Raw genomic sequence first — 22711 nt, forward strand, 5'->3', positions numbered from 1 at the left:
CCACCACTGGCCAGCGCCTGACGAATCACCCGCTGCTGCGACGGACCATTCGGCGCCGTCAGACCATTCGACGCACCATCCTGATTGACCGCCGAACCACGCACCACCGCAAGCACCCGATGCCCAAGACGACGCGCATCCGACAACCGCTCCAACACCACCATGCCCACACCCTCGGACCAGCCCACACCATCAGCCGCATCCGAGAACGAACGACACCGCCCATCACTGGACAACCCACCCTGCTTCGCGAACTCCACAAACGTCGTCGGCGTCGACATCACCGTCACACCACCGGCCACCGCCAACGAACACTCACCCGAACGCAACGACTGCGCAGCCCAGTGCATCGCCACCAGCGACGACGAACACGCCGTGTCCACCGTCACCGCCGGACCCTCCAGCCCCAGCGCATACGACACACGCCCCGAAGCGACGCTGGGTGCACTTCCGTTGGCCCTGAAGCCCTCGTACTGTTCGCCCTCCAACAGGTCCCGGTAGTCGGTGTACATCACGCCCGCAAAGACCCCGGTCCGACTGCCACGCAGCGACACCGGATCAATCCCCGACCGCTCGAACGCCTCCCACGCCGCCTCCAACAACAACCGCTGCTGAGCATCCGTAGCCAGCGCCTCACGCGGACTCATCCCAAAGAAGTCCGCATCGAAATCACCCGCGCCGTACAGGAAGCCACCCGCCCGCGCGAACGACTCCCCCTCCACACTCCAACCACGATCCGAGGGAAACGCACCCACCGCATCCGCACCCTCGGACACCAACCGCCACAGACCCTCCGGCGACTCGACGCCACCCGGATACCGGCACGCCATACCCACGATCACCACAGGGTCATCAGCCACCACCGACCTCACCGGCACAAACTCAGCCGACTCGACCTCCCCACCGAACAACTCGTCGAGCAGGAGGTCCACCACGGCTTCCACCGAGGGGTAGTCGAAGACGACGGTGGCCGGCAGGTGCAGACCGGTCGCCTTGCCCAGGCGGTTGCGGAGTTCGACGGCGGTCAGCGAGTCGAACCCGAGCTCCTGGAAGGCGCGGGTCGGGTCCACGTGCGACGGGTCGGTGTGGCCGAGCACGAGGGCGGCCTGGCTGCGCACGAGGTCGAGAAGGACATCGCGTCGTTCGTCGGCCGCCAGGCGGGAAAGGGTCTGGGTCAGGCCTGCCGTTGTGGGGGAGGCAGCCGCTGCCGACCGGCGAATGCGCCTCCCCGGGCGTACGAGTCCGCGGAGCATCCCGGGGACCTCGTCCTGTGCCCGCAGGGCGGTGAAGTCGAACCGTACGGGAAGGGCCACAGCGTCGGGCACGCGCAGGGCCGCGTCGAAGAGTGCCGCTCCTTCGGCGGGCGTCAGCTCGGGCATGCCCGTGCGGGCGATGCGCCGGACATCGGTCTCGGACAGGGTGCCGATCATGCCGCCGTCGCGGGTCCAGGGGCCCCACGCCTGGGACTGTCCGGGGAGTCCGTGGGCTCGGCGGTGCTGGGCGAGGGCGTCCAGGAAGGTGTTGCCGGCTGCGTAGTTGGCTTGGCCGGGGCCACCGAAGATGCCGGAGACGGAGGAGAAGAGAACGAAGGCCGTCAGGTCGAGGTGTTGCGTCGCCTGGTGGAGGTTCCAGGCCGCGTCGACCTTTGGCCGCAGCACGGTGGCCAGCCGTTCCGGCGTGAGGGAGGTGACGATTCCATCGTCGAGCACGCCCGCGGTGTGGACCACGGCCCGTACCGGATGGCGGGCGACGAGGTCCGCCACCGCATCCGGATCGGCCGCGTCGCATGCCTCGATCCGGGCTTCAGCACCCAACTCGGCCAGCTCGGCGACCAGTTCCGCCGCTCCCTCGGCCGCGGGACCGCGCCTGCTGACCAGCAGCAGGTCGCGCACACCGTGCTCCGCCACCAAGTGCCGGACGATCACCCGGCCCAGACCACCCGTACCACCGGTGACCAGGACGGTGCCGTCCCAGACCACGGCCTCGGACCCGTCAGAGGTTGCGGCGCGAGCCAGTCGCGGGACCATCACCTCACCGCCCCGGACCGCGAGCTGCGGTTCGTCCAGGGCCAGCACGGACTCCAGCGCCGGGAGCGCGTCGTCGCCGTCGAGATCGACCAGACCGAACCTCCCGGGGTTCTCCGACTGCGCCGACCGCACCAGACCCCACACCGCGGCACCGGCCAGGTCCGCGCCGGTCGTCGCTCCACGGGTCACGAACACCATGCGGGAGTCGGCGAATCGGTCGTTGCCGAGCCATGCCCGCAGCAGTTCCAGCACTCGCGCCGTCGTCGCGTGCACCGACCCAACCACGTCTTCCGGGTCCGAGAGCGGTGGACGGACCACCACCCTGTGCGGGGCGTCGGCCGGCAATGCGTCGAGAGCGTCCGCCTCCGGGGCCACCTCCACGTACGTGACCGCCGCGCCGGAGCCCGGTACCCGGGCCCAGTCGACCACGAACAGGTCGTCACGGCCCGTCGCCGGCGCCGAGCCGGCCGAGACCGGGCGCAGGACGAGGGAGCCGATGGAGGCGACGGCTCCACCGGCCTGGTCGGCAACCTCTACAGAGACGGTGTCCTGGTCGGTACGGCTGACCCGTACCCGTATCGAGGAGGCGCCCGAAGCGTGCAGTGTCACCCGTTCCCAGGAGAACGGCACGACACCGCGGGGCATCCCGTTGAACGCGGTGACGTGCAGCGCGGCATCGAGCAGCGCCGGGTGCAGGCCGAAGGGACCACCGTCGGTCCCCTCCGGCAGCGCGACCTCGGCGAACACGTCGTCGCCCAGCCGCCAGGCGGAGCGCAGGCCCTGGAACACGGGACCGTAGCCGAAACCGCCCTGTGCCATGTTGTCGTAGAGATCGGTGAGATCCACGGACTCAGCACCCGTGGGGGGCCATTCCGAGGTGTCGAAGACGGTTTTCTTCGTCTCCCCGGGTGCCGCGGAGGACGGGGCCAGCACACCGGTGGCGTGCTGGGTCCATGCCTGGTCGGTGGCTCCTTCGAGCCGGGAGCGGACGCCGACGGCTCGTCGGCCGGTTTCGTCCGCCGGGCCGATCTGGAGCTGCATGTGAACGCCGCCGGACGCCGGGACGGCGAGGGGCGCGGCGAGGGTCAGTTCTTCGACGGTTCCGCAGCCGGCCTCGTCGGCCGCGCGTACCGCGAGTTCCAGGAACGCCGTGCCGGGCAGCAGCACCTGCCCCATCACGACGTGATCCGCGAGCCATGGGTGGGTCTGGGGCGACAGCCGACTCGTGAACAGCAGGGCGTCGCCGTCGGAGAGCTCGACCGAGGCGCTGAGCAGGGGGTGGTCCGCCGTCTCCAGGCCTGCGGACCGGATGTCACCGTCGCGAGCTGCCGAGGGCGTCGGCCAGTAGCGCCGGTGCTGGAAGGCGTAAGTCGGCAGATCGACTCGGCGGGCACCCGTTCCGGCGAACACGGTCGTCCAGTCGACAGCTGCGCCGGAGACGTACAGCTGGGCCAGGGCCTGGAGCGTGGTCGTCTCCTCGTCGCGGTCCTTGCGGAGCACGGCGGCGAGTACGGCGTCCGCGTCGGCGGACTCCGCCGCCATCGCGGTCAGGACACCGTCCGGGCCGAGTTCCAGGAAACGGCTCACACCTGTGGCGGTGAGGGTGCGGATGGCGTCGGCGAAACGGACCGCCTCACGGACATGGCGCACCCAGTAGTCCGCCGAGCACAGATCCTCCGACGCCGCGACCTCGCCCGTCAGGTTCGACACGACCGGAATCAGTGGCGCGCCGAAGGACAGACCCTCCACCACACCGCGGAAGTCCTCCAACATCGGGTCCATCAAAGGGGAGTGGAACGCATGCGAGACCCGCAGCCGCGTCGACTTACGGTCACCGAAGTGGGCGCGGATCTCCTCCACCGCCACCTCGCCACCGGAGACCACCACGGCCCGGGGCCCGTTGACCGCAGCGATCGACACCAACTCACCCAACAGCGGACGCACTTCGTCCTCGGTCGCCTGGAGGGCGAGCATGGCCCCGCCCTCCGGCAACGCCTGCATCAGCCGGCCACGAGCCGCCACCAGAGCACACGCATCCGCCAGCGAGAACACACCCGCCACATGCGCCGCCGCCACCTCACCGATCGAATGCCCGGCGAGGAAATCCGGGCGAACGCCGAACGACTCAGCCAGCCGGAACAACGCCACCTCGATGGCGAACAGGCCGGCCTGCGCATACACAGTCCGGTTGAGCTGTTCGGCGTCCTCACCCCAGACCACATCCCGCACCGACACATCCAAGTGCCCGTCCAGACCGGCGCACACCGCGTCGAAGGCTTCGGCGAACACCGGGAACCGGCCGTACAACTCCCGCCCCATACCCAGGCGCTGCGAACCCTGCCCCGAGAACAGGAACGCAGATCTGCCAGGCCTCGCCGCGCCCTGAGCGGTCGGGCGGCCGTCCAGGAGGACGGTTCGGTGGTCGAGTACCGCGCGCCCGGCGGCGAGGGTCAGGCCGACGTCTGCCGGACGGACCTCGGGGTGCTGTGCCGTATGGGCGAGCAGGCGTGTGGCCTGGTCGCGCAGGGCGTCCTCCGTCTTGCCGGACAGCACCCACGGCACCACGCCCGGGGACACCGTGGGCTCTTCTTCGGGGGCGGGCAGCTCGTCGGCCTGTTCCAGCACCACGTGGGCGTTCGTGCCGCTGATGCCGAAGGCGGAGACGCCCGCGCGGCGGGGCTGGTCCGTCCCGGGCCATTCGGTGCGCTCGGTGAGCAGCCGGACGGCACCGGCCGTCCAGTCGACGTGCGACGAGGGCTCGTCCACGTGCAGGGTCTTCGGCAGGATGCCGTGGCGGATCGCCATGACCGTCTTGATGACGCCCGCCACGCCGGCGGCGGCCTGGGCGTGGCCGATGTTCGACTTGATGCCGCCCAGCAGCAGCGGGCGGTCCTCGGGCCGGCCCTGTCCGTACGTCGCCAGCAGGGCCTGGGCCTCGATGGGGTCGCCGAGGGTCGTGCCCGTGCCGTGCGCTTCGACGGCGTCGATCTGGTCGGGGGTCAGCCGTGCGTTGGCGAGGGCGGCGTTGATGACACGTTGCTGTGAGGGACCGTTGGGGGCGGTGAGCCGGCTGCTGGCGCCGTCCTGGTTGACCGCTGTGCCGCGGACCACGGCCAGGACCTCGTGGCCGTTGCGGCGGGCGTCCGACAACCGTTCCACGAGCAGGACGCCGACGCCCTCGGCCCAGGATGTGCCGTCGGCGGCTTCGGCGAAGGGCTTGCAGCGGCCGTCCGTGGCCAGTCCGCGCTGACGGGAGAACTCGGTGAACAGGCGGGGCGTCGGCATGACGGCGACGCCGCCGGCGATCGCCATGCCGCACTCGCCGGCGCGCAGGGCGCGGACGGCGAGGTGGAGGGCGACGAGGGCTGAGGAGCAGGCGGTGTCGACGGTGACGGCGGGGCCTTCGAGGCCGAGGGTGTAGGCGATGCGGCCGGAGAGGACGCTGACGGCGCCGCCGGTGAGCAGGTGCCCCTCGGTCTCGTCGGTCTGCCTGGCGAGAGATCCGTAGTCGGTGTCGGCGCCGCCGATGAAGACGCCGGTCTGGCTGCCGCGCAGGGACGCCGGGTCGATCCGGGCATGCTCGACGGCCTCCCAGGCGGATTCCAGCAGCAGTCGCTGCTGGGGGTCCATGGCGAGGGCTTCCCTGGGTGCGATGCCGAAGAGGTCGGCGTCGAAGTCGGCGGCCGCGTCGAGGAAGCCGCCGTGTCGTACGTAGCTCTTCCCGGGGGTGCCCGGGGTGGGGTCGTAGAGCCCTTCGGTGTCCCACCCGCGGTCCTGCGGAAGTTCGCCGATCGCGTCGGTGCCGTCGGCCACCAGCCGCCACAGGTCTTCGGGGGAACGCACGCCGCCGGGGTAGCGGCAGGCCATGCCCACGATGGCGATCGGCTCGCTGTCCCGTGCCTCGACGGACTCCAGCCGCTGCTTGGTGCGCCGCAGGTCCGCGGTGACCTTCTTGAGGTAGTCGCGGAGCTTGTCCTCGGAGGAACCGGAGCCGGAGCCGGCGGCCTTGGGTGCCGTGGGTGCCATGGGTGGGAGATCCTCGCAGTCGGGATGGGGTGGTGCGGCTGGTGCTGGTGGTCGGCTGGGCTTGTTCAGGCGAGGCCGAGTTCTTTGTCGATGAGGTCGAACATCTCGTCGTCGGTGGAGGCCGCGAGGTCGGCGTCGGTGTCGGCGCCGTCCTCGTCCGGGGCTTCGTCACCGGTGGCGTCGAGCTTCCATTGGAGTGCCTTGAGGCGGGTCACGAGCCGGGCGCGGTTCCCGGCGTCCAGGTCGGATGCCGACACGGCCGTCTCCAGTGCGTCGAGTCCCGCGAAGAGGGAGGGTGCCGTGTCGTCGCCGTCCGTGCCCGCCGCCAGTCGCCCGCGCAGGTGGCGGGCGAGGGCGAGGGGCGTGGGGTGGTCGAAGATCGCTGTGGTGGGCAGGCGCAGGCCCGTCTCGGCGTTGAGCCGGTTGCGGACTTCCACCGCGGTGAGGGAGGACATGCCGAGGTCGAGGAAGCCCCGCTCGGGCTCGATGGCCGCGGCGGAGCCGTGACCGAGGACGCTCGCCACGTGTCCGGCGATCAGTTCGAGCAGCAGGGCGTCGCGCCGGGTGTCGCTCAGCCCGGCCATCCGGTCCCTCAGTTCGTGGCCGGCGGGGCGCCGTCCGTCAGGGACCGTGCCGGCCGCCGTCGGGCCGGTGTCGGCCGCTCGGCGCACGGGCGTACGGCGGGCCGTGAGGCCGCGCAGCAATGGCGGTACGTCGCCCGAGGAGGCGATGGTCCGCAGGTCGAGGCGGGCGGGTACCAGGAGGGCACGGTCGACGGCCGCCGCGGCGTCGAGCAGGCCGAGTCCTTGGCCTGCCGACAGCGGCAGCATGCCGGAGCGTGCGAAGCGGGCGACGTCCACGGGGTCCAGCGTGGACGTCATTTCACTGGAATCTCCCCAGTATCCCCAGGCGAGTGAGACGGCGGTCAGCCCCTGGGCGCGACGGTGCTGTGCGAGGGCGTCGAGATAGGCGTTGGCGGCCGCGTAGTTGGCCTGGCCCATGCCGCCCATGACGCCGGCGAACGAGGAGAAGACCACGAAGGCCGACAGTTTGGCGTCGCGGGTCAGCTCGTGCAGGTTCCAGGCCGCTTCCGCCTTGGGCCGCCAGACCTTGTCGAGGTCCTGCGGGGTCAGGCTCTCCAGGAGGCCGTCCTGGAGGACGCCGGCGGCGTGGACCACGGCTGTCAGCGGGTGCTCGTCGGGGATGGCCGCGAGCAGTTCGGCGAGCCCGTCGCGGTCGGCCGCATCGCAGGCGGCGACGGTGACCTCGGCGCCCATGCGGGTGAGTTCGTCCCGCAGCGTGTCGGCGCCCGGTGCGGCCGGGCCGCGGCGGCCGGTGAGCATCAGGTGGCGTACGCCGTGCCGCTGGACCAGGTGGCGGGCGACGAGTGCGCCGAGGGTTCCGGTGCCGCCGGTGATGAGGACGGTGCCTGCGTCGTGTGTGTCCCAGCCCCAGCCGGTGTGGCCTTCGGCGGCTTCGGCGCGGTGCAGGCGGGGGACGGTCACGGTGCCGCCGCGGAGGGCGAGTTGGGTCTCCGTCGTGGTGGCGGCGGAGGCGATGGCCCGGGCGAGGACGCGTTCCGAGGCGTCGTCGCCGTCCGTGTCGACGAGCAGGAATCGGCCGGGGTGTTCGGACTGCGCCGAGCGGACGAGACCACGGGCGGCGGCGTCGACGGGGGCCGGGATGTCGTCGTCCGGGCCGGTAGCAACGGCGTTGCGGGTGACCAGGACGAGACGGGAGTCCGTGAGACGCGGCTCGCGCAGCCATTGCTGGGTCAGGTGCAGCAGCTCCCGTACGGGTGCGGGGTCGGCGCCGGGCACGGGGCCGCAGGAGTCGAGGCGCAGCAGCACGGTGCCGGCTGCGGGGATCGGTCCGTCGGGGTCCTGGAGTGCGGTGCGCAGGGCGTTCAGGTCGGTGAAGGAGAGCGGTTCTGCGGTCGGGTGGGCGTCCTCTTCGGCCTGGGTGGTCCATTCGGTCCACTCGGTCTGGAACAGGGCGTCGTGGCCTGTCGCCGTGGCCGTCGCGAGCTGCTCGTGCGTGAGCGGCTGGGTGGTCACCGATTCGATCGTCAGGACGGGCCCACCGGCCGGGTCCGTGGCCGTCACGGTCACGGTGCCGTCCTCCGCGCGGGTCAGCCGTACGCGCAGCTCGGCGGCGCCCACGGCGGTCAGGGACATGCCCTGCCAGGCAACGGGCAGTCCGGCCGTGCCGCCTGCGGCCGCGCACTCGATCGCGAGCGGGGTCTGCAGAAGAGCGGGGTGGCTACGGAAGTGTGCGGCGTCCGTGCGGTGTTCCTCGGGCAGTGCCACCTCGGCGAAGGTGTCCTGGCCGCGCCGCCACATCGCGCGCACGGTGCGGAAGAGCGGTCCCGGGTCGTGTCCCTGCGCGGCGAGCGCGGTGTACATCGCTTCGGTGTCGACGGGTTGTGCGTCCCGGGGCGGCCAGGTTCCGAGGTCCGCGTGTGCGTGTACGGGCGCGTCGGCGGCCAGGGTGCCCGTTGCGTGGCGGGTCCACGGCGCGTCTGCTTCCGCTCCCCCATGGCGTGCGAACACCGTGAGGGTGCGGGTCCCTGACGTATCGTCAGGTGTCCCGACCGTCACCTGCAGGTCGGCCGTCGCGCCCTCGGGCAGGACCAGCGGGGTGTGCTGGGTGAGGGCGTCGACGGTCGCGCAGCCGGCTTCGTCGGCCGCGCGGACCGCCCATTCGGTCAGCGCGGTGCCCGGGACCACGGTCGTGCCGTGCACGGTGTGTTCGGCGAGCCATGGGTGGCTGCGCTCGCCGATCGTGCCGGTGAGGACGACCGTGCCGTGGCCGTCGGCGAGGTGGACGGCCGCATCCAGGCCCGACGGGTCGGCCGGACGCCCGGCGGCGGTCCGGGGTGCGGCGTCCAGCCAGTACCGGCGGCGCTGGAAGGCGTACGTCGGCAGGTCCACGGCGTGGCCGCCGGCGACGGTGCCGGTCCAGTCGACGCGTACGCCGCGCACGTGGGCCTCGGCCAGCGACGTCAGGATCCGGGCCGGGCCGCCGTCGTCCCTTCGGATGGTGCCGATGACGACCGCGTCGGCCTCCGCGGCGGCGACGGTGTCCTCGATGCCGGTGACGAGAACGGGGTGCGGGCTGGACTCGACGAAGGCATCGTGTCCGTGCCGGAGCAGAGTGTGCAGCGCGTCCTCGAGGCGGACGGTGCGGCGCAGGTTCTCGTACCAGTAGTGCGCGTCGAGGGGGGTGTTCTCGTCGATCCACTCCCCGGTGACGGTGGACAGGAACGGGACGCGGGCCCGGCGGGTCCCGATCCCGGCGAGATCGTCCAGGAGTCGTGGGCGGATGCGTTCGACCTGGGCTGAGTGCGAGGCGTAGTCGACGGGGATCCGCTTCGCGCGGACGCCGTCCTTTGCGCACGCGGCGGCGAGGCCGTCGAGGGCTTCCGGTTCACCGGAGACGACGACGCTGGCGGGCCCGTTGACGGCGGCGACGGAGATCCGTTCGCCCCAGGGCTCCAGCATGGTCAGCACGGTGTCGTGCGAGGCCGCGATCGAGACCATCCCGCCGTGTCCGGAGAGGTCGTCGGCGATGGCGCGGCTGCGCCGGGCGACCACCTTGGCGCCGTCGTCGAGGGAGAGGGCTCCGGCGACGCAGGCCGCGGCGATCTCGCCCTGGGAGTGGCCCAGGACCGCCGCGGGTTCGACCCCGTGGGCACGCCAGACCTCGGCGAGCGCGACCATCACGGCCCACAGGGTGGGCTGTGCCACGTCGACGCGGTCGAGCGAGGGGGCGTCCGCGGCACCACGGAGGACGCCGGTCAGCGACCAGTCGGTGCAGGGGGCGAGCGCCTGGTCGCATTCCGCGATCCGCTGGGCGAACACCGGTGAGGTGTCCAGGAGTTCGGCGCCCATGCCGGTCCACTGGGAGCCCTGGCCGGGGAAGACCAGGACGGTCCTGCGGTCGCGGCCCGCGGTGTGGCGGCCGGTGACGAGACCGGGCGCCGGGGTGTTCTCGGCGAGGGCACGCAGAGCGGTGCGCCGGGTGTCGTCGTCCGTCCCGGTGACCACTGCACGGTGTTCGAGCAGCGAGCGGCGGGCGACGAGGGACGCGGCGATGTCGCGGGCGGTGGCCCGCCGTCCGGCCGGGGTGTCCAGGTGGGCGAGGAGCGACCGGGCCTGGCCGCGCAGGGCTTGCGCGCCGCGGGCGGAGAGCAGCCAGGGCAGGGGTTCGGCCGGGGGCACCACAGGCGCGGGCGTCGGCCCATCTGGGTGCGAGGACGGGGTTGCCTCCGCCGCCGTGTCTTCCGCCGGGGCCGTCCGCGGTCCTTCCTCCAGGATGATGTGGGCGTTGGTGCCGCTGATGCCGAACGAGGAGACGCCCGCCCGGCGCGGACGGTCGGCGTCCGCCGGCCAGGGCTCGGCCTCGTCGAGCACGCGCACGGCGCCGGTGGACCAGTCGACGTGCCGGGTGGGTGTGTCGATGTGGAGCGACTTGGGCAGCAGGCCGGCGCGCAGGGCGAGGACCATCTTCATCACTCCGGCGACACCCGCCGCGGCCTGGGCGTGTCCGATGTTCGACTTGATGGAGCCCACCCGGAGCGGGTTGTCCTCGGGGCGTTCCTGGCCGTAGGTGGCGAGCAGCGCCTGTGCCTCGATGGGGTCGCCGAGCCTGGTGCCGGTGCCGTGCGCCTCGACGGCGTCGATGTCGGCGGCCGTGAGGCCGGCGGCGGCGAGGGCCTGGCGGACGACCCGCTGCTGCGACGGCCCGTTGGGGGCCGACATGCCGTTGGAGGCGCCGTCCTGGTTGACGGCGGAGCCGCGTACGACGGCCAGGACCCGGTGTCCGTTGCGCAGGGCGTCGGAGAGGCGTTCGACGACGAGCAGCCCGGCGCCCTCGGCGAAGCCTGTGCCGTCGGCGGTGTCGGAGAACGGCTTGCAGCGGCCGTCGGCGGCCAGCCCGCGCTGCCGCGAGAAGTCGACGATGATCACGGGTGAGGACATGACGGTGACACCGCCCGCGAGGGCGAGCGTGCACTCGCCCTGCCGCAGTGCCTGCACGGCCATGTGGAGGGCGACCAGGGAGGAGGAGCAGGCGGTGTCGACGGTGACGGCCGGGCCCTCCAGGCCGAGGGTGTAGGAGACCCGGCCCGAGACGACGCTGTCGGCGTTGCCGTTGTTGACGTACGGCGCGAGGATGTCGGGGATGTCCGCGCCCCGTGCCAGGTAGTCGCTGGAGGAGACGCCGGCGAACACTCCGGTGCGGCTGCCGCGCAGGGACCGGGGGTCGATCCCGGCCCGTTCGACGGCCTCCCACGCGGTCTCCAGCAGGATCCGCTGCTGCGGGTCCATGGCCGTCGCCTCGTTGGGGCTGATGCCGAAGAAGTCCGCGTCGAAGTCGGCGGCGTCGTGCAGGAACCCGCCTTCGAGGGTGCGGGAGGCGTCGGGGTGTTCGGGGACGGAGTCGTAGAACCCGTCGAGGTCCCAGCCGCGGTCGGTGGGGAATCCGCCGATGGCGTCGGTTCCGGTGGACAGCAGGGTCCACAGGTCCTCCGGGGTGCGCACGCCGCCCGGGTAGCGGCAGGCCATGCCGACGACGGCGATCGGCTCGTCGGCGCGCAGCGGTGTTCCGGCGTCCGCGGAGTGGGCCGCGGGTGCGGCGGCTCCGTCGCAGAGCAGGGCGTCCAGGTGCTCGGCCAGGTCCGCGGGCGTCGGGTGGTCGAAGACCAGGGTGGCCGGCAGCCGCAGTCCGGTCGCCGTGGCCAGCCGGTTGCGCAGTTCGACGGCGGTCAACGAGTCGAAGCCGAGGTCGCGGAACGCCCTTCCGGTGTGGACGAGGTCGGCGCTCGCGTGGCCGAGGACGGCGGCGGCGTGGCCGGTGGCGAGGTCGAGCAGCAGGGTGCGGCGTTCGCCGGCGGGCAGTTCGGCCAGCCGCCCGCGCAGTCCGCCGTCGCCTGTCGCCCGGGCGGGGTCGACGGCGCGGCGGGCCGGTCCGCTGAACAGGGCCCGCAGGACGGGCGGGAGGGCGGACCGATCACGGGTGCGCAGCAGGCGGTCGTCGAGCGGGGCGGGAACGAGCAGGGCCCGCCGGGCGGCGAGCGCGGCGTCGAACAGGGCAAGGCCGTCGGGGGTGGACAGCGGCAGGGCGCCGGTGTTCCGGGCCCGGGCCAGGTCGGCGTCGTCCAGGTGCCGGGTCATGTCACTCGCCTGGCTCCACAGACCCCAGGCGAGGGAGGTGGCGGGCAGGCCCCGGACCTGGCGGTGCCGGGCGAGGCCGTCGAGGAAGGTGTTGGCGGCCGCGTAGTTGCCCTGTCCCGCGTTGCCGAACACGCCGGCCGCGGAGGAGAACAGCACGAGGTCGGCGAGGTCGTGGTGCCGGGTCAGTTCGTGCAGGTTCCAGGCCGCGTCGGCCTTGGGCCGCAGCACGGTCCGCAGACGTTCGGGGGTGAGGGAGGCGATGACTCCGTCGTCGAGGACGCCGGCGGCGTGGACGACGGCGGTCAGCGGGTGGGCGTCGGGTACGGCCGCGAGCAGCCGCGCCAGGTCGTCACGGTCGGCGGCGTCGCACGTGGCCACGGTGGCTTCCGCGCCCGACTGCGCGAGTTCTTCGACCAGTTCCCGGGCGCCGGGGCTGTCGGGGCCGCTGCGGGCGGCGAGCAGGAGGTGCCGGACGCCGTGTCCGGTGACGAGGTGCCGGGCGAGCGCGCGGCCGAGGGTACCGGTGCCTCCGGTGATCAGGACGGTGCCCTCGGGGTCCCAGGGGCGCGGCACGGTGAGTACAACCTTGCCGGTGTGCCGGGCCTGGGAGACGTACCGGAACGCCTCGGGTGCGTGCCGGACGTCCCAGGCGGTGACCGGGAGCGGGCTCAGCCTGCCCGCCTCGAACAGGTCGACGAGTTCGTCGAGCATCTCGCCGATGCGGTCCGCTCCGGCCTCCTTGAGGTCGAAGGCGCGGTAGAAGGCGCCGTCGTGGTCCCGGGCGACGGTGTCGGCGTCGCGGATGTCGGTCTTGCCCATCTCGATCAGCCGGCCGCCGGGCCGCAGCAGGCGCAGGGACGCGTCGACGTACTCCCCGGCGAGGGAGTTGAGGACGACGTCCATCCCGTGTCCGCCACTGGCGGCGCGGAAGCTGTCCTCGAAGTCGAGGGTGCGGGAGGAGGCCAGCCGGTCTGCGGGCCAGCCGTCGGCGCGCAGCATGCGCTGCTTGGGCTCGCCGGCCGTGCCGAAGACCTCGGCTCCCCACAGGCGGGCCAGCTGGGTGGCGGCCATGCCCACACCGCCCGCGGCCGCGTGGACGAGCACGGACTCGCCCGGTGTGAGGCCGGCGAGGTCGCGCAGCGCGTAGTAGGCGGTGAGGAAGACGACCGGGGTGGCCGCCGCCTGCGCGAACGTCCAGTCGTGCGGCATCCGCACGAGCACCCGGTGGTCGGCCACCGCCAGCGGGCCGAACCCACCCGCCACCATGCCCATCACCCGGTCGCCGGGGGCGAGCCGGGTGACGCCCGGCCCTGCCTCGACGACTACGCCGGCGGCCTCGGAGCCGAGGAACTCGGCGCCGCCCGGATACATGCCGAGCGTGTTGAGGACGTCCCGGAAGTTCAGGCCGGCGGCGCGGACCGCGATCCGGACCTGCCCGGGCTCCAGGGGCGCCTCGGCCTCGGGGCACGGCGCGAGGACGAGGTTGTCGACGGTGCCCTTCTCGGGGATCTCCAGCCGCCACGGGGTGCCGTGGGCGGGCACGGGCAGCGCGGCAGCCGTGGGGGTGCGCGACAGGCGCGGGGCGTGGGCGGTGCCGTGCCGCAGCGCCAGTTGGGGTTCGTCCCCCGAGGCGGCGTGCGGCAGGGCCCGCCAGGAGGCGGGGTCGTCGTCGAGGTCGGCCAGGACGATGCGGCCGGGGTTCTCCGTCTGGGCCGTGCGGAGCAGTCCCCAGAGGGCGGCGCCGGGCAGGTCGTGGACGTCGGCGCCGGGGTCGGCGGCTACCGCGCCCCGGGTGACGACGACGAGGCGCGTGCCGTCGAAGCGGGTGTCGGTGAGCCAGGCCTGGAGCCGTTCCAGTACCTGCTCAAGGGCGGCCGCGGCGGCTTCGGGTGCGGTGGCGTCCGGGAGCCGCGAGGGGGCCGCCATCAGGACGAAGCCGGGTGCGTCGGCGACGGCGTCGAGGTCGTGCCCTTGCTCGACGGTCGCTCCGCCTTCGGCGAGGGCTGTCAGGTGCGCCGGTTCGGCCGCGTCGCCGAGTACGGCCCACCTCGCGGCCTGTGGAGCCGCCGCCGGGTCGGCGGCGGGCGTGGGCAGGGGCGTCCACTCCAGGTGGAGGAGGGCGTCGCGGACGGCGCGTGACGTCTCACCGGAGGTGTGCAGCGATCCAGGGGTGACGGGTCGTACGGCCAGGGAGTCGATCACCGCGACGGGCCGGCCCTCGGTGTCGGCCATGAGCACGGTCACGGCCCCCGGTCCGGCCGGGGAGATCCGCACCCGCAGTGCGGTGGCACCGGTCGCCAGCAGGGTGACGCCCGTCCAGGAGAAGGGCAGGCCGGTGGTGCCGTCGTCGTTGTTCAGCGGGCCGAGCCCGCCGGCGTGGAGCGACGCGTCGAGCAGGGCGGGGTGGATGCCGTAGCGGGCCGCGTCCGGCTGGGCCGCCTCGGGCAGCACCACGTCGGCGTACACGTCCTCGCCGAGCCGCCATGCCGCGCGTACGCCCTGGAACACCGGACCGTACTCATAGCCTTCGGAGCGCAGGGCGGCGTAGTGGTCCGCCATCCCGGCGACGGGCTCGGCGCCCCGCGGGGGCCAGCTGCCGAGGCCGTCGGGAGCCCGCTCGACGGGGGCCGCCAGTGCTCCGGTGGCGTTGCGGGTCCAGGTGCTGCCGGGGTCGGCCGCCGGGCGGGTGTGGACGGTGACGGGCCGGGTCCCCGACTCGTCCGGGGCGCTCACGGAGAGCTGCACCTGAATGCCGTCGCGTTCGGGCACCAGGACGGGTGCGTGCAGGGTGAGCTCCTCCAGCCTGCCGCAGCCGAGTTCGTCGCCGGCCCGGATGACGGCCTCGACCAGGGCGGCGCCCGGCACGATCACCGTGTCGGAGACGGCGTGGTCGGCGAGCCAGGGGTGGGTGTGCAGGGACCAGCGTGCGGTCGCCACGAGTCCGTCCTGCTGGGCGAGGGACAGAGATGCGCCAAGCAGGGGGTGGTCCAGGGTGCCGAGTCCGGCCGAGGCGACGTCGCCGGCCACGCCGGCGACCGCTCGCGGCCAGTACGTCCGGTGCTGGAAGGCGTACGTCGGCAGGGCCGCCGTGCGGCGCGCCGCGCCCTGGGCGGCGGTGGTGAAGAAGGTGTCCCAGTCGACGCGGGTGCCGTTGTTGCGGGCCTCGGCGAACGCGAGGAGGAAGCGGTCGAGGCTGCCTTCGTCGCGACGGAGGGTACCGGTCGCGGCGGCCGAGGCGCCCACGGCCTCGATGGTCTCCTGCACTGCGGTGGTGACCACCGGGTGCGGGCTGACCTCGACGAACACCCGGTGGCCCGCGTCCAGCAGCGCGCGCGTGGCCTGTTCGAACTCGACGGTTCCGCGCAGATTGCGGTACCAGTACGCGGCGTCCAGCGTCGTCGTGTCGATCGGGGTGCCGCTGACGGTGGAGTAGAAGGGGATGTCCGCCGCGCGGGGCGCCACGGGGGCGAGGAGGGTGTGGAGTTCGTCCTCGATCCGGGCCACCTGGGCGGAGTGGGAGGCGTAGTCGACGGGGATCCTGCGGGCGCGTACGCCGTCACGCTCGCAGGTGGCGATCAGCTCGTCGAGGGCGTCCGGTTCGCCGGAGACCACGACGGAGCCGGGGCCGTTGACGGCGGCCAGGGAAAGGCGGTCGCCCCAGGCCCTGAGCAGTTCGCGTACCTCGTCGACGGGCCGGGAGACCGAGACCATGCCGCCCAGGCCGGACAGCGCGGTCAGGGCCCGGCTGCGCAGGGCGACCACGCGGGCAGCGTCGTCCAGGGACAGCGCGCCTGCGACACAGGCCGCGGCGATCTCGCCCTGGGAGTGTCCGACGACGGCCGCCGGCTTGACACCGTGGGCCTTCCACAGCTCGGCCAGCGACACCATGACGGCGAACAGCACGGGCTGGACGACGTCCACCCGGTCCAGGGACGGGGCGCCGTCCCTGCCGTGCAGCACCTCCGTCAGCGACCAGTCGGTGTACGGGGCGAGCGCGTCGGCGCACTCGGCCATGCGCCCGGCGAACACCGCGGACACATCGAGGAGTTCGAGAGCCATGCCCACCCACTGGGAGCCCTGACCGGGGAAGACGAACACGGTGTCCCCGTCGGCCTCGCAGACCGCGTCGCGGACGTTCGCAGCGGCGCCGCCCTCGGCCAGGGCGTCGAGTCCGGTGAGGAAGCCGTCCCGGTCGGCGGCCACGACGGCCGCGCGGTGGTCCATGGCGGTACGGGTGGTGGCGAGCGCGCGGGCGATCCCGGGCAGGTCCGGGGCCTTCCCCGCGGCCCTGAGGTGTGCGGCCAGGCGGCTCGCCTGGGCGCGCAGCGCGTCCTCGCTCTTCGCGGACAGCACCCAGGGCAGGGCGGCGGGGAGGGATACGACGGGCTCGGCGGGGTCCGGCTCGGGTCCCGCCTCGATGATCACGTGCGCGTTGGTGCCGCTGATGCCGAACGAGGAGACACCCGCGCGGTGCGGGCGGTCCACGTCGGGCAAGGGCATGGGTCCGGTGAGCAGTTCGATGTCGCCGGCCGACCAGTCGACGTGCGGGGACGGCTGGTCGATGTGCAGGCTCTGGGGCAGCACACCGTGCCGCATCGCCAGCACCATTTTCATCACACCGGCGACACCGGCGGCGGCCTGGGTGTGCCCGATGTTCGACTTCACCGAGCCGAGCAGCAGCGGCCGGCCCTCCGGCCGGTTCCGGCCGTACGTGGCCAGCAGCGCCTGTGCCTCGATCGGGTCGCCGAGCCGGGTGCCGGTGCCGTGCGCCTCCACCGCGTCCACATCGGCCGTGGTGAGTCCGGCGTCCGCCAGCGCCCGGCGGATGACGCGCTGCTGGGAGGGACCGTTGGGCGCGGTGAGCCCGTTGCTGGCGCCGTCCTGGTTGACTGCGGTGCCACGGACGACGGCCAGGACCCGGTGCCCGTTGCGTACGGCGTCGGACAGGCGTTCGACGAGGAGCAGGCCGACGCCCTCGGCCCAGCCGGTGCCGTCGGCGGCCGCGGCGAACGCCTTGCACCGTCCGTCGGGAGCGAGGCCGCGCTGCCTGGAGAACCCGACGAACACCTGCGGAGTCGACATGACGGTCACGCCGCCCGCCAGCGCGAGGCTGCACTCGCCGCGGCGCAGCGCCTGGGCGGCCAGGTGCAGGGCGACCAGCGAGGACGAGCAGGCCGTGTCGACGGTCACCGCCGGGCCTTCGAAGCCGAACGCGTAGGACACCCGTCCGGAGACCACGCTGGCCGCGTTGCCGGTCATCATGTGCCCGCTGTGGTCGTCGGCCGTGCCGCCCAAGAGGTTCTGGTAGTCCTGGAAGTTGGAGCCGACGAACACGCCGGTGGCGCTGCCGCGCAGCGTGTCGGGGGCGATCCCGGCCCGCTCGACGGCCTCCCACGCGGTCTCGAGCAGCAGCCGCTGCTGCGGGTCCATCGCGAGCGCCTCACGCGGCGAGATCCCGAAGAAACCGGCGTCGAACCCGGCTACGTCCGTGAGGAACCCGCCCTCGCGGACGTAGCTGGTGCCCTCGTGGTCCGGGTCCGGGTGGTAGAGCCCGTCGGTGTCCCAGCCCCGGTCGGCCGGGAAACCGGACATGCCGTCGACGCCCTGGGAGAGCAGCTCCCAGAAGGCCTCCGGCGAGCCGATCCCGCCGGGGAGCCGGCAGGCCATCGAGACGATCGCGATGGGCTCGTCGGCGGATGCGGTGGACGTCGTCGGCAGGACGGCCGTACCGGCCTGCCCGCCGAGCAGCTCCGCCCGCAGATGGGCGGCGACGGCGACGGCGGTCGGGTGGTCGAACAGCAGGGTGGCCGGGAGTGGTACGCCCGTCGCGGCCGTCAGCCGGTTGCGCAGCTCCACGGCGGTCAGCGAGTCGAAGCCCTGCTCCCGGAAGGCCCGTTGGACGTCGACGGTGCCTGCCGAGGCGTGCCCCAGCACTCGCGCGATCTCTTCGCGGACGAGCTCCAGCAGCACCCGCTCCTGCTCGGCGGCGGACGACAGGGCGACGAGCCGGTCCCGCAGAGGAGACGGGCCTCCGGGTCCCGGTGTGCCGGCGTCACGGAGCCCGCGCACCTCCGGCAGGTCGCCGATCAGCGCGCTGGGCCGGGCCGCCGTCAGCGACGGAGCCAGCAGCTCCCAGTCGACGTCCGCGACGGTTCGGCAGGCGGCTCCCAGGGCGACGGCCCGCTGCAGGGCGGCGAGGGCAAGTCCGGGAGCCATGGGGGTGAGTCCGTCGCGGCGCATCCGTCCGGCGAGTGCCGCGTTGTCCGCGGCCATGCCCGCGTCGGCCCAGCTGCCCCAGGCCACGGAGGTCGCCGGCAGGCCCTCGGCGTGCCGGAGTTCGGCGAGTGCGTCCAGGTAGGCGTTGGCGGCGGCGTAGTTGGCCTGTCCGGCGTTTCCGAGCACACCCGTGATCGACGAGAACATCACGAACATCGACAGCTGCCGGCCGGCAGCGCGCGTCAACTCATCCAGATGGCGGGCGGATTCGGCCTTCGCCCGCAGGACCGACTCGAACCGGTCCACACCGAGCGAGTCCAGAACGCCGTCGTCGAGGACACCGGCGGCATGCACGACACCGCACAACGGAACGTCCGACGGGACGGCCGCGAGCAGCCGGGCCAGATCGTCGCGGTCGGCGGTGTCGCAGGCGGCGACGGTGACCCGTACGCCGCGTGCGGTCAGCTCCGCCTCCAGCTCGGGCGCGCCGGGGGCCGCCGGACCGCGGCGGCTTGCGAGCAGCAGGTGTTCGGCGCCCGCGTCGGCCAGCCAGTGCGCGACCCGCGCGCCCAGGGCTCCCGTGCCGCCGGTGACGAGGACGGTGCCGCGCGGGGCGCTCCAGTTCTCCCCCACGCCGGCCGTGTTCTCCTCACGGACGGGCACACGGTCCAGCCGCCGGGCGAGAGCGCCGGACGCGCGGACGGCCACCTGGTCCTCGGCCCGATCGGCGAGGACCGCCGCGACCCGGGCCACGACGGCGTCGTCCACCGCCGCAGGCAGGTCCACGAGACCGCCCCAGAGCCGCGGATGCTCCAGCGCCACGACCCTGCCCAGGCCCCACACCTGTGCCTGCACGGGGCTGGTCAGGCGGTCCGTGGGGCCGACCGTGACGGCACCCCGGGTCAGGCACCACAACGGCGCCCCGGCTCCCTCCTCCAGGACCCGCACCAGCTCGGCCGTCGCGGCGAGCCCGCGCGGCACGGCAGGGAACGCGACGTGCGGCCGCTCGTCGAACGCCAGGAACGACAGCACACCGGACACCGGCCCGTGCTTGTTCAGCGCCGCGGTCACCCGGTCGGCGAGGTCGCGGTCCGCCGGATCCCCGTCCGCGTCCTCGGAGCCCATGGTGACGAACACGCGCTCGAGGTGCCCGCACCGGTCGGCCAGCCCGTCGAGCAGTGCGACGACCGAGGCGTCGTCGGACACGCAGTCCGGCACGACGGCCAGCCAACGGCCGTCCCGTACCTCGAGCCCCGTCGTGGCCGCACCGCCGCCGATGGCCGTCCAGATCGTCCGGTACGACCAGTTGTCGACGGCCGTGCGGACCCTCAGGCGGTTGCGCCAGACGCCGAGGACCGGCAGCAGTCCGTCCAGGGACGCCTCGGCAGCCTCACCCTCGATCCCGAGCACTGCGGCCGCCGCCGGCAGATCGCCACGCTCGGCGGCCTCCCAGAACGAGGCCTCAACCGGATCGACGACGCCCGTGCCGCCGCGCACGGCCTGATGGACCGTCGGGAGCCAGTAGCGCTCGTGCTGGAAGGCATAGGTGGGGAGTTCGACGGTGGTCGCTCCGAGCGGAGCGAAGAACTCGGGCCAGTCGATGGTGACGCCACACGTGTGCAGCCGGGCGAGCGCGTCGACGACCGAGGACTCCTCGGTACGGTTCTTACGCAGGGCCGGGACGAGTACGGCGTCCCCGTCGGCGGACTCCGCCGCCATCGCGGTCAGGACACCGTCCGGGCCGAGTTCCAGGAAACGGCTCACACCTGTGGCGGTGAGGGCCCGGATACCGTCAGCGAAACGGACCGCCTCACGGACATGGCGCACCCAGTAGTCCGCGGAACACAGGTCCTCCGACGCCGCGACCTCGCCCGTCAGGTTCGACACGACAGGCAGGTGCGGAGCCGAGAACTCGAGTCCCTCCACCACGCGGCGGAAGTCGCCGAGCATGGGGTCCATCAGCGGGGAGTGGAACGCATGCGAGACGCGGAGCCGCGTCGACTTACGGTCACCGAAGTGGGCGCGGATCTCCTCCACCGCCGCCTCGCCACCGGAGACCACCACGGCCCGGGGTCCGTTGACCGCAGCGATCGACACCAACTCGCCCAGCAGGGGACGTACTTCGTCCTCGGTCGCCTGGACGGCGAGCATGGCCCCGCCCTCCGGCAACGCCTGCATCAGCCGACCACGAGCCGCCACCAGAGCACACGCATCCGCAAGCGAGAACACACCCGCCACATGCGCCGCCGCCACCTCACCGATCGAATGCCCGGCGAGGAAATCCGGGCGAACGCCGAACGACTCAGCCAGCCGGAACAACGCCACCTCGATGGCGAACAGGCCGGCCTGCGCATACACAGTCCGGTTGAGCTGTTCGGCGTCCTCACCCCAGATCACATCCCGCACCGACACATCCAAGTGCTCATCCAGCCCCGCGCACACCGCGTCGAAGGCCTCCGCGAACACCGGGAACCGGCCGTACAACTCCCGCCCCATACCCAGGCGCTGCGAACCCTGCCCCGAGAACAGGAACGCCAGAGGGGCCTTGGCCGCGACCCCGGTGATGTCGGTGTGGTCGCCGGCGGCGAGGGCGTCCAGGCCCGCCAGGAGGGCTTCGTGGTCGGCGCCGACGACGGCCGCGCGGTGGTCCAGGGCGGCGCGGGTGGTGGCCAGTGAGCAGGCGACGTCAGTGGTCGGGAGACCGGTGTGCTCGCGCAGGTGGTCGGCGAGTCCGGCGGCCTGGGCGCGGAGGGCGGTGGCCGTCCTGGCCGAGAGCAGCCACGGCAGCGGGCGCGCCTGCTGCTCGGGGACGGAGGCCGTCTCGTCGGTCCGCGGTGCCTGCTCCAGGATCACGTGCGCGTTGGTGCCGCTGACGCCGAACGAGGAGACGGCGGCCCGACGCGGCCAGGGGTTGCTCGGCCAGGCGGTCTCCTCGGTGAGGAGTTCTACGGCTCCCGACGACCAGTCGACGTGCGGGGACGGCTCGTCGAGGTGCAGGGTCCTGGGCAGGACGCCGTCACGCATCGCCAGTACGGTCCTGATGACGCCCGCGATGCCGGCGGCGGCCTGGGTGTGGCCGATGTTGGACTTCATCGAGCCGAGCAGCAGGGGGCGGCCTTCGGGGCGGCCCTGGCCGTAGGTGGCGAGGAGTGCCGTCGCCTCGATGGGGTCGCCGAGGCGGGTGCCGGTGCCGTGTGCCTCCACGGTGTCGATCTCGTGGGCGGGCACGCCCGCGTCGGCGAGGGCCCGGCGGATGACCCGCTGCTGTGAGGGGCCGTTGGGGGCGGTGAGCCCGTTGCTGGCGCCGTCCTGGTTGACGGCCGTACCGCGGACCACCGCGAGCACCGGGTGGCCGTTGCGTACGGCGTCGGCGAGGCGTTCGACAAGGATGACGCCGGCGCCCTCGCTCCATGCGGTGCCGTCGGCGGCCGCGGCGAACGGCTTGCAGCGGCCGTCCGCCGCGAGGCCGCGCTGACGCGCGAACTCGGTGAACATCTGCGGTGTCGACATCACGGTGACGCCGCCGGCCAGGGCGAGTGAGCACTCGCCGCGGCGCAGGGACTGCACGGCCAGGTGCAGGGCGACGAGAGACGAGGAGCACGCGGTGTCGACGGTGATCGCGGGGCCTTCCAGGCCGAGCGTGTAGGAGATGCGGCCCGAGGCGACGCTGACGGTGTTGCCGGTCAGCAGGTGGCCCGCGACCTCTTCCCGCTGCTCCCCTCCGGAACCGGAGTCGTATCCGCCGTGCCCGGCGCCGATGAACACGCCGGTCTGGCTGCCGCGCAGGGAGGCCGGGTCGATCCGGGCGCGCTCGACGGCCTCCCACGCGGTCTCCAGCATCAGCCGCTGCTGCGGGTCCATGGCCAGTGCCTCGCGGGGGGAGATTCCGAAGAACTCGGCGTCGAAGTCCCCCGCACGATGCAGGAAGCCGCTCTCGCGGGTGTAGGTGGTGCCCTGCGCGGCCGGGTCCGGGTCGTACAGGGCGTCGAGGTCCCAGCCGCGGTCGGCCGGGAACCCGGAGACGGCGTCCACACCGTCGCGGACCAGACGCCACAGCTCCTCGGGCGAGCGGGCGTCGCCCGGGTAGCGGCAGGCCATGCCGACGACGGCAATGGGTTCCCGGCTCCTGTCGTTCACCTCTCGCAGTTGCTCGCGCGTCTCGTGAAGGTCTGCGATCGCCCGCTTCAAGTAGTCGCGCAGCTTCTGCTCGTTCGACATCGGGATGTCAACCTCTCGAGGTGAGATGCCGGGTTTCCGGCTCAGTCT

2 protein-coding genes are annotated in these 22711 nt (G+C 73.2%); both read right to left on the reverse strand.

Translation table 11 applies throughout. The annotated features are described in order from the left end of the window. The coding region (locus AC07DS_RS45160) for an SDR family NAD(P)-dependent oxidoreductase (protein WP_479154544.1) at positions 1-6053 on the reverse strand (6053 nt) is incomplete at its 3' end. A 65-nt stretch (positions 6054-6118) separates the two neighbouring features. Further along, a complete protein-coding gene (locus tag AC07DS_RS45165) occupies positions 6119-22669 on the reverse strand; it encodes a type I polyketide synthase (RefSeq protein WP_479154547.1) in 16551 nt (5516 codons plus the stop codon). Positions 22670-22711: the final 42 nt, after the last annotated feature.

This window comes from Streptomyces sp. NPDC044064 (assembly GCF_056434245.1).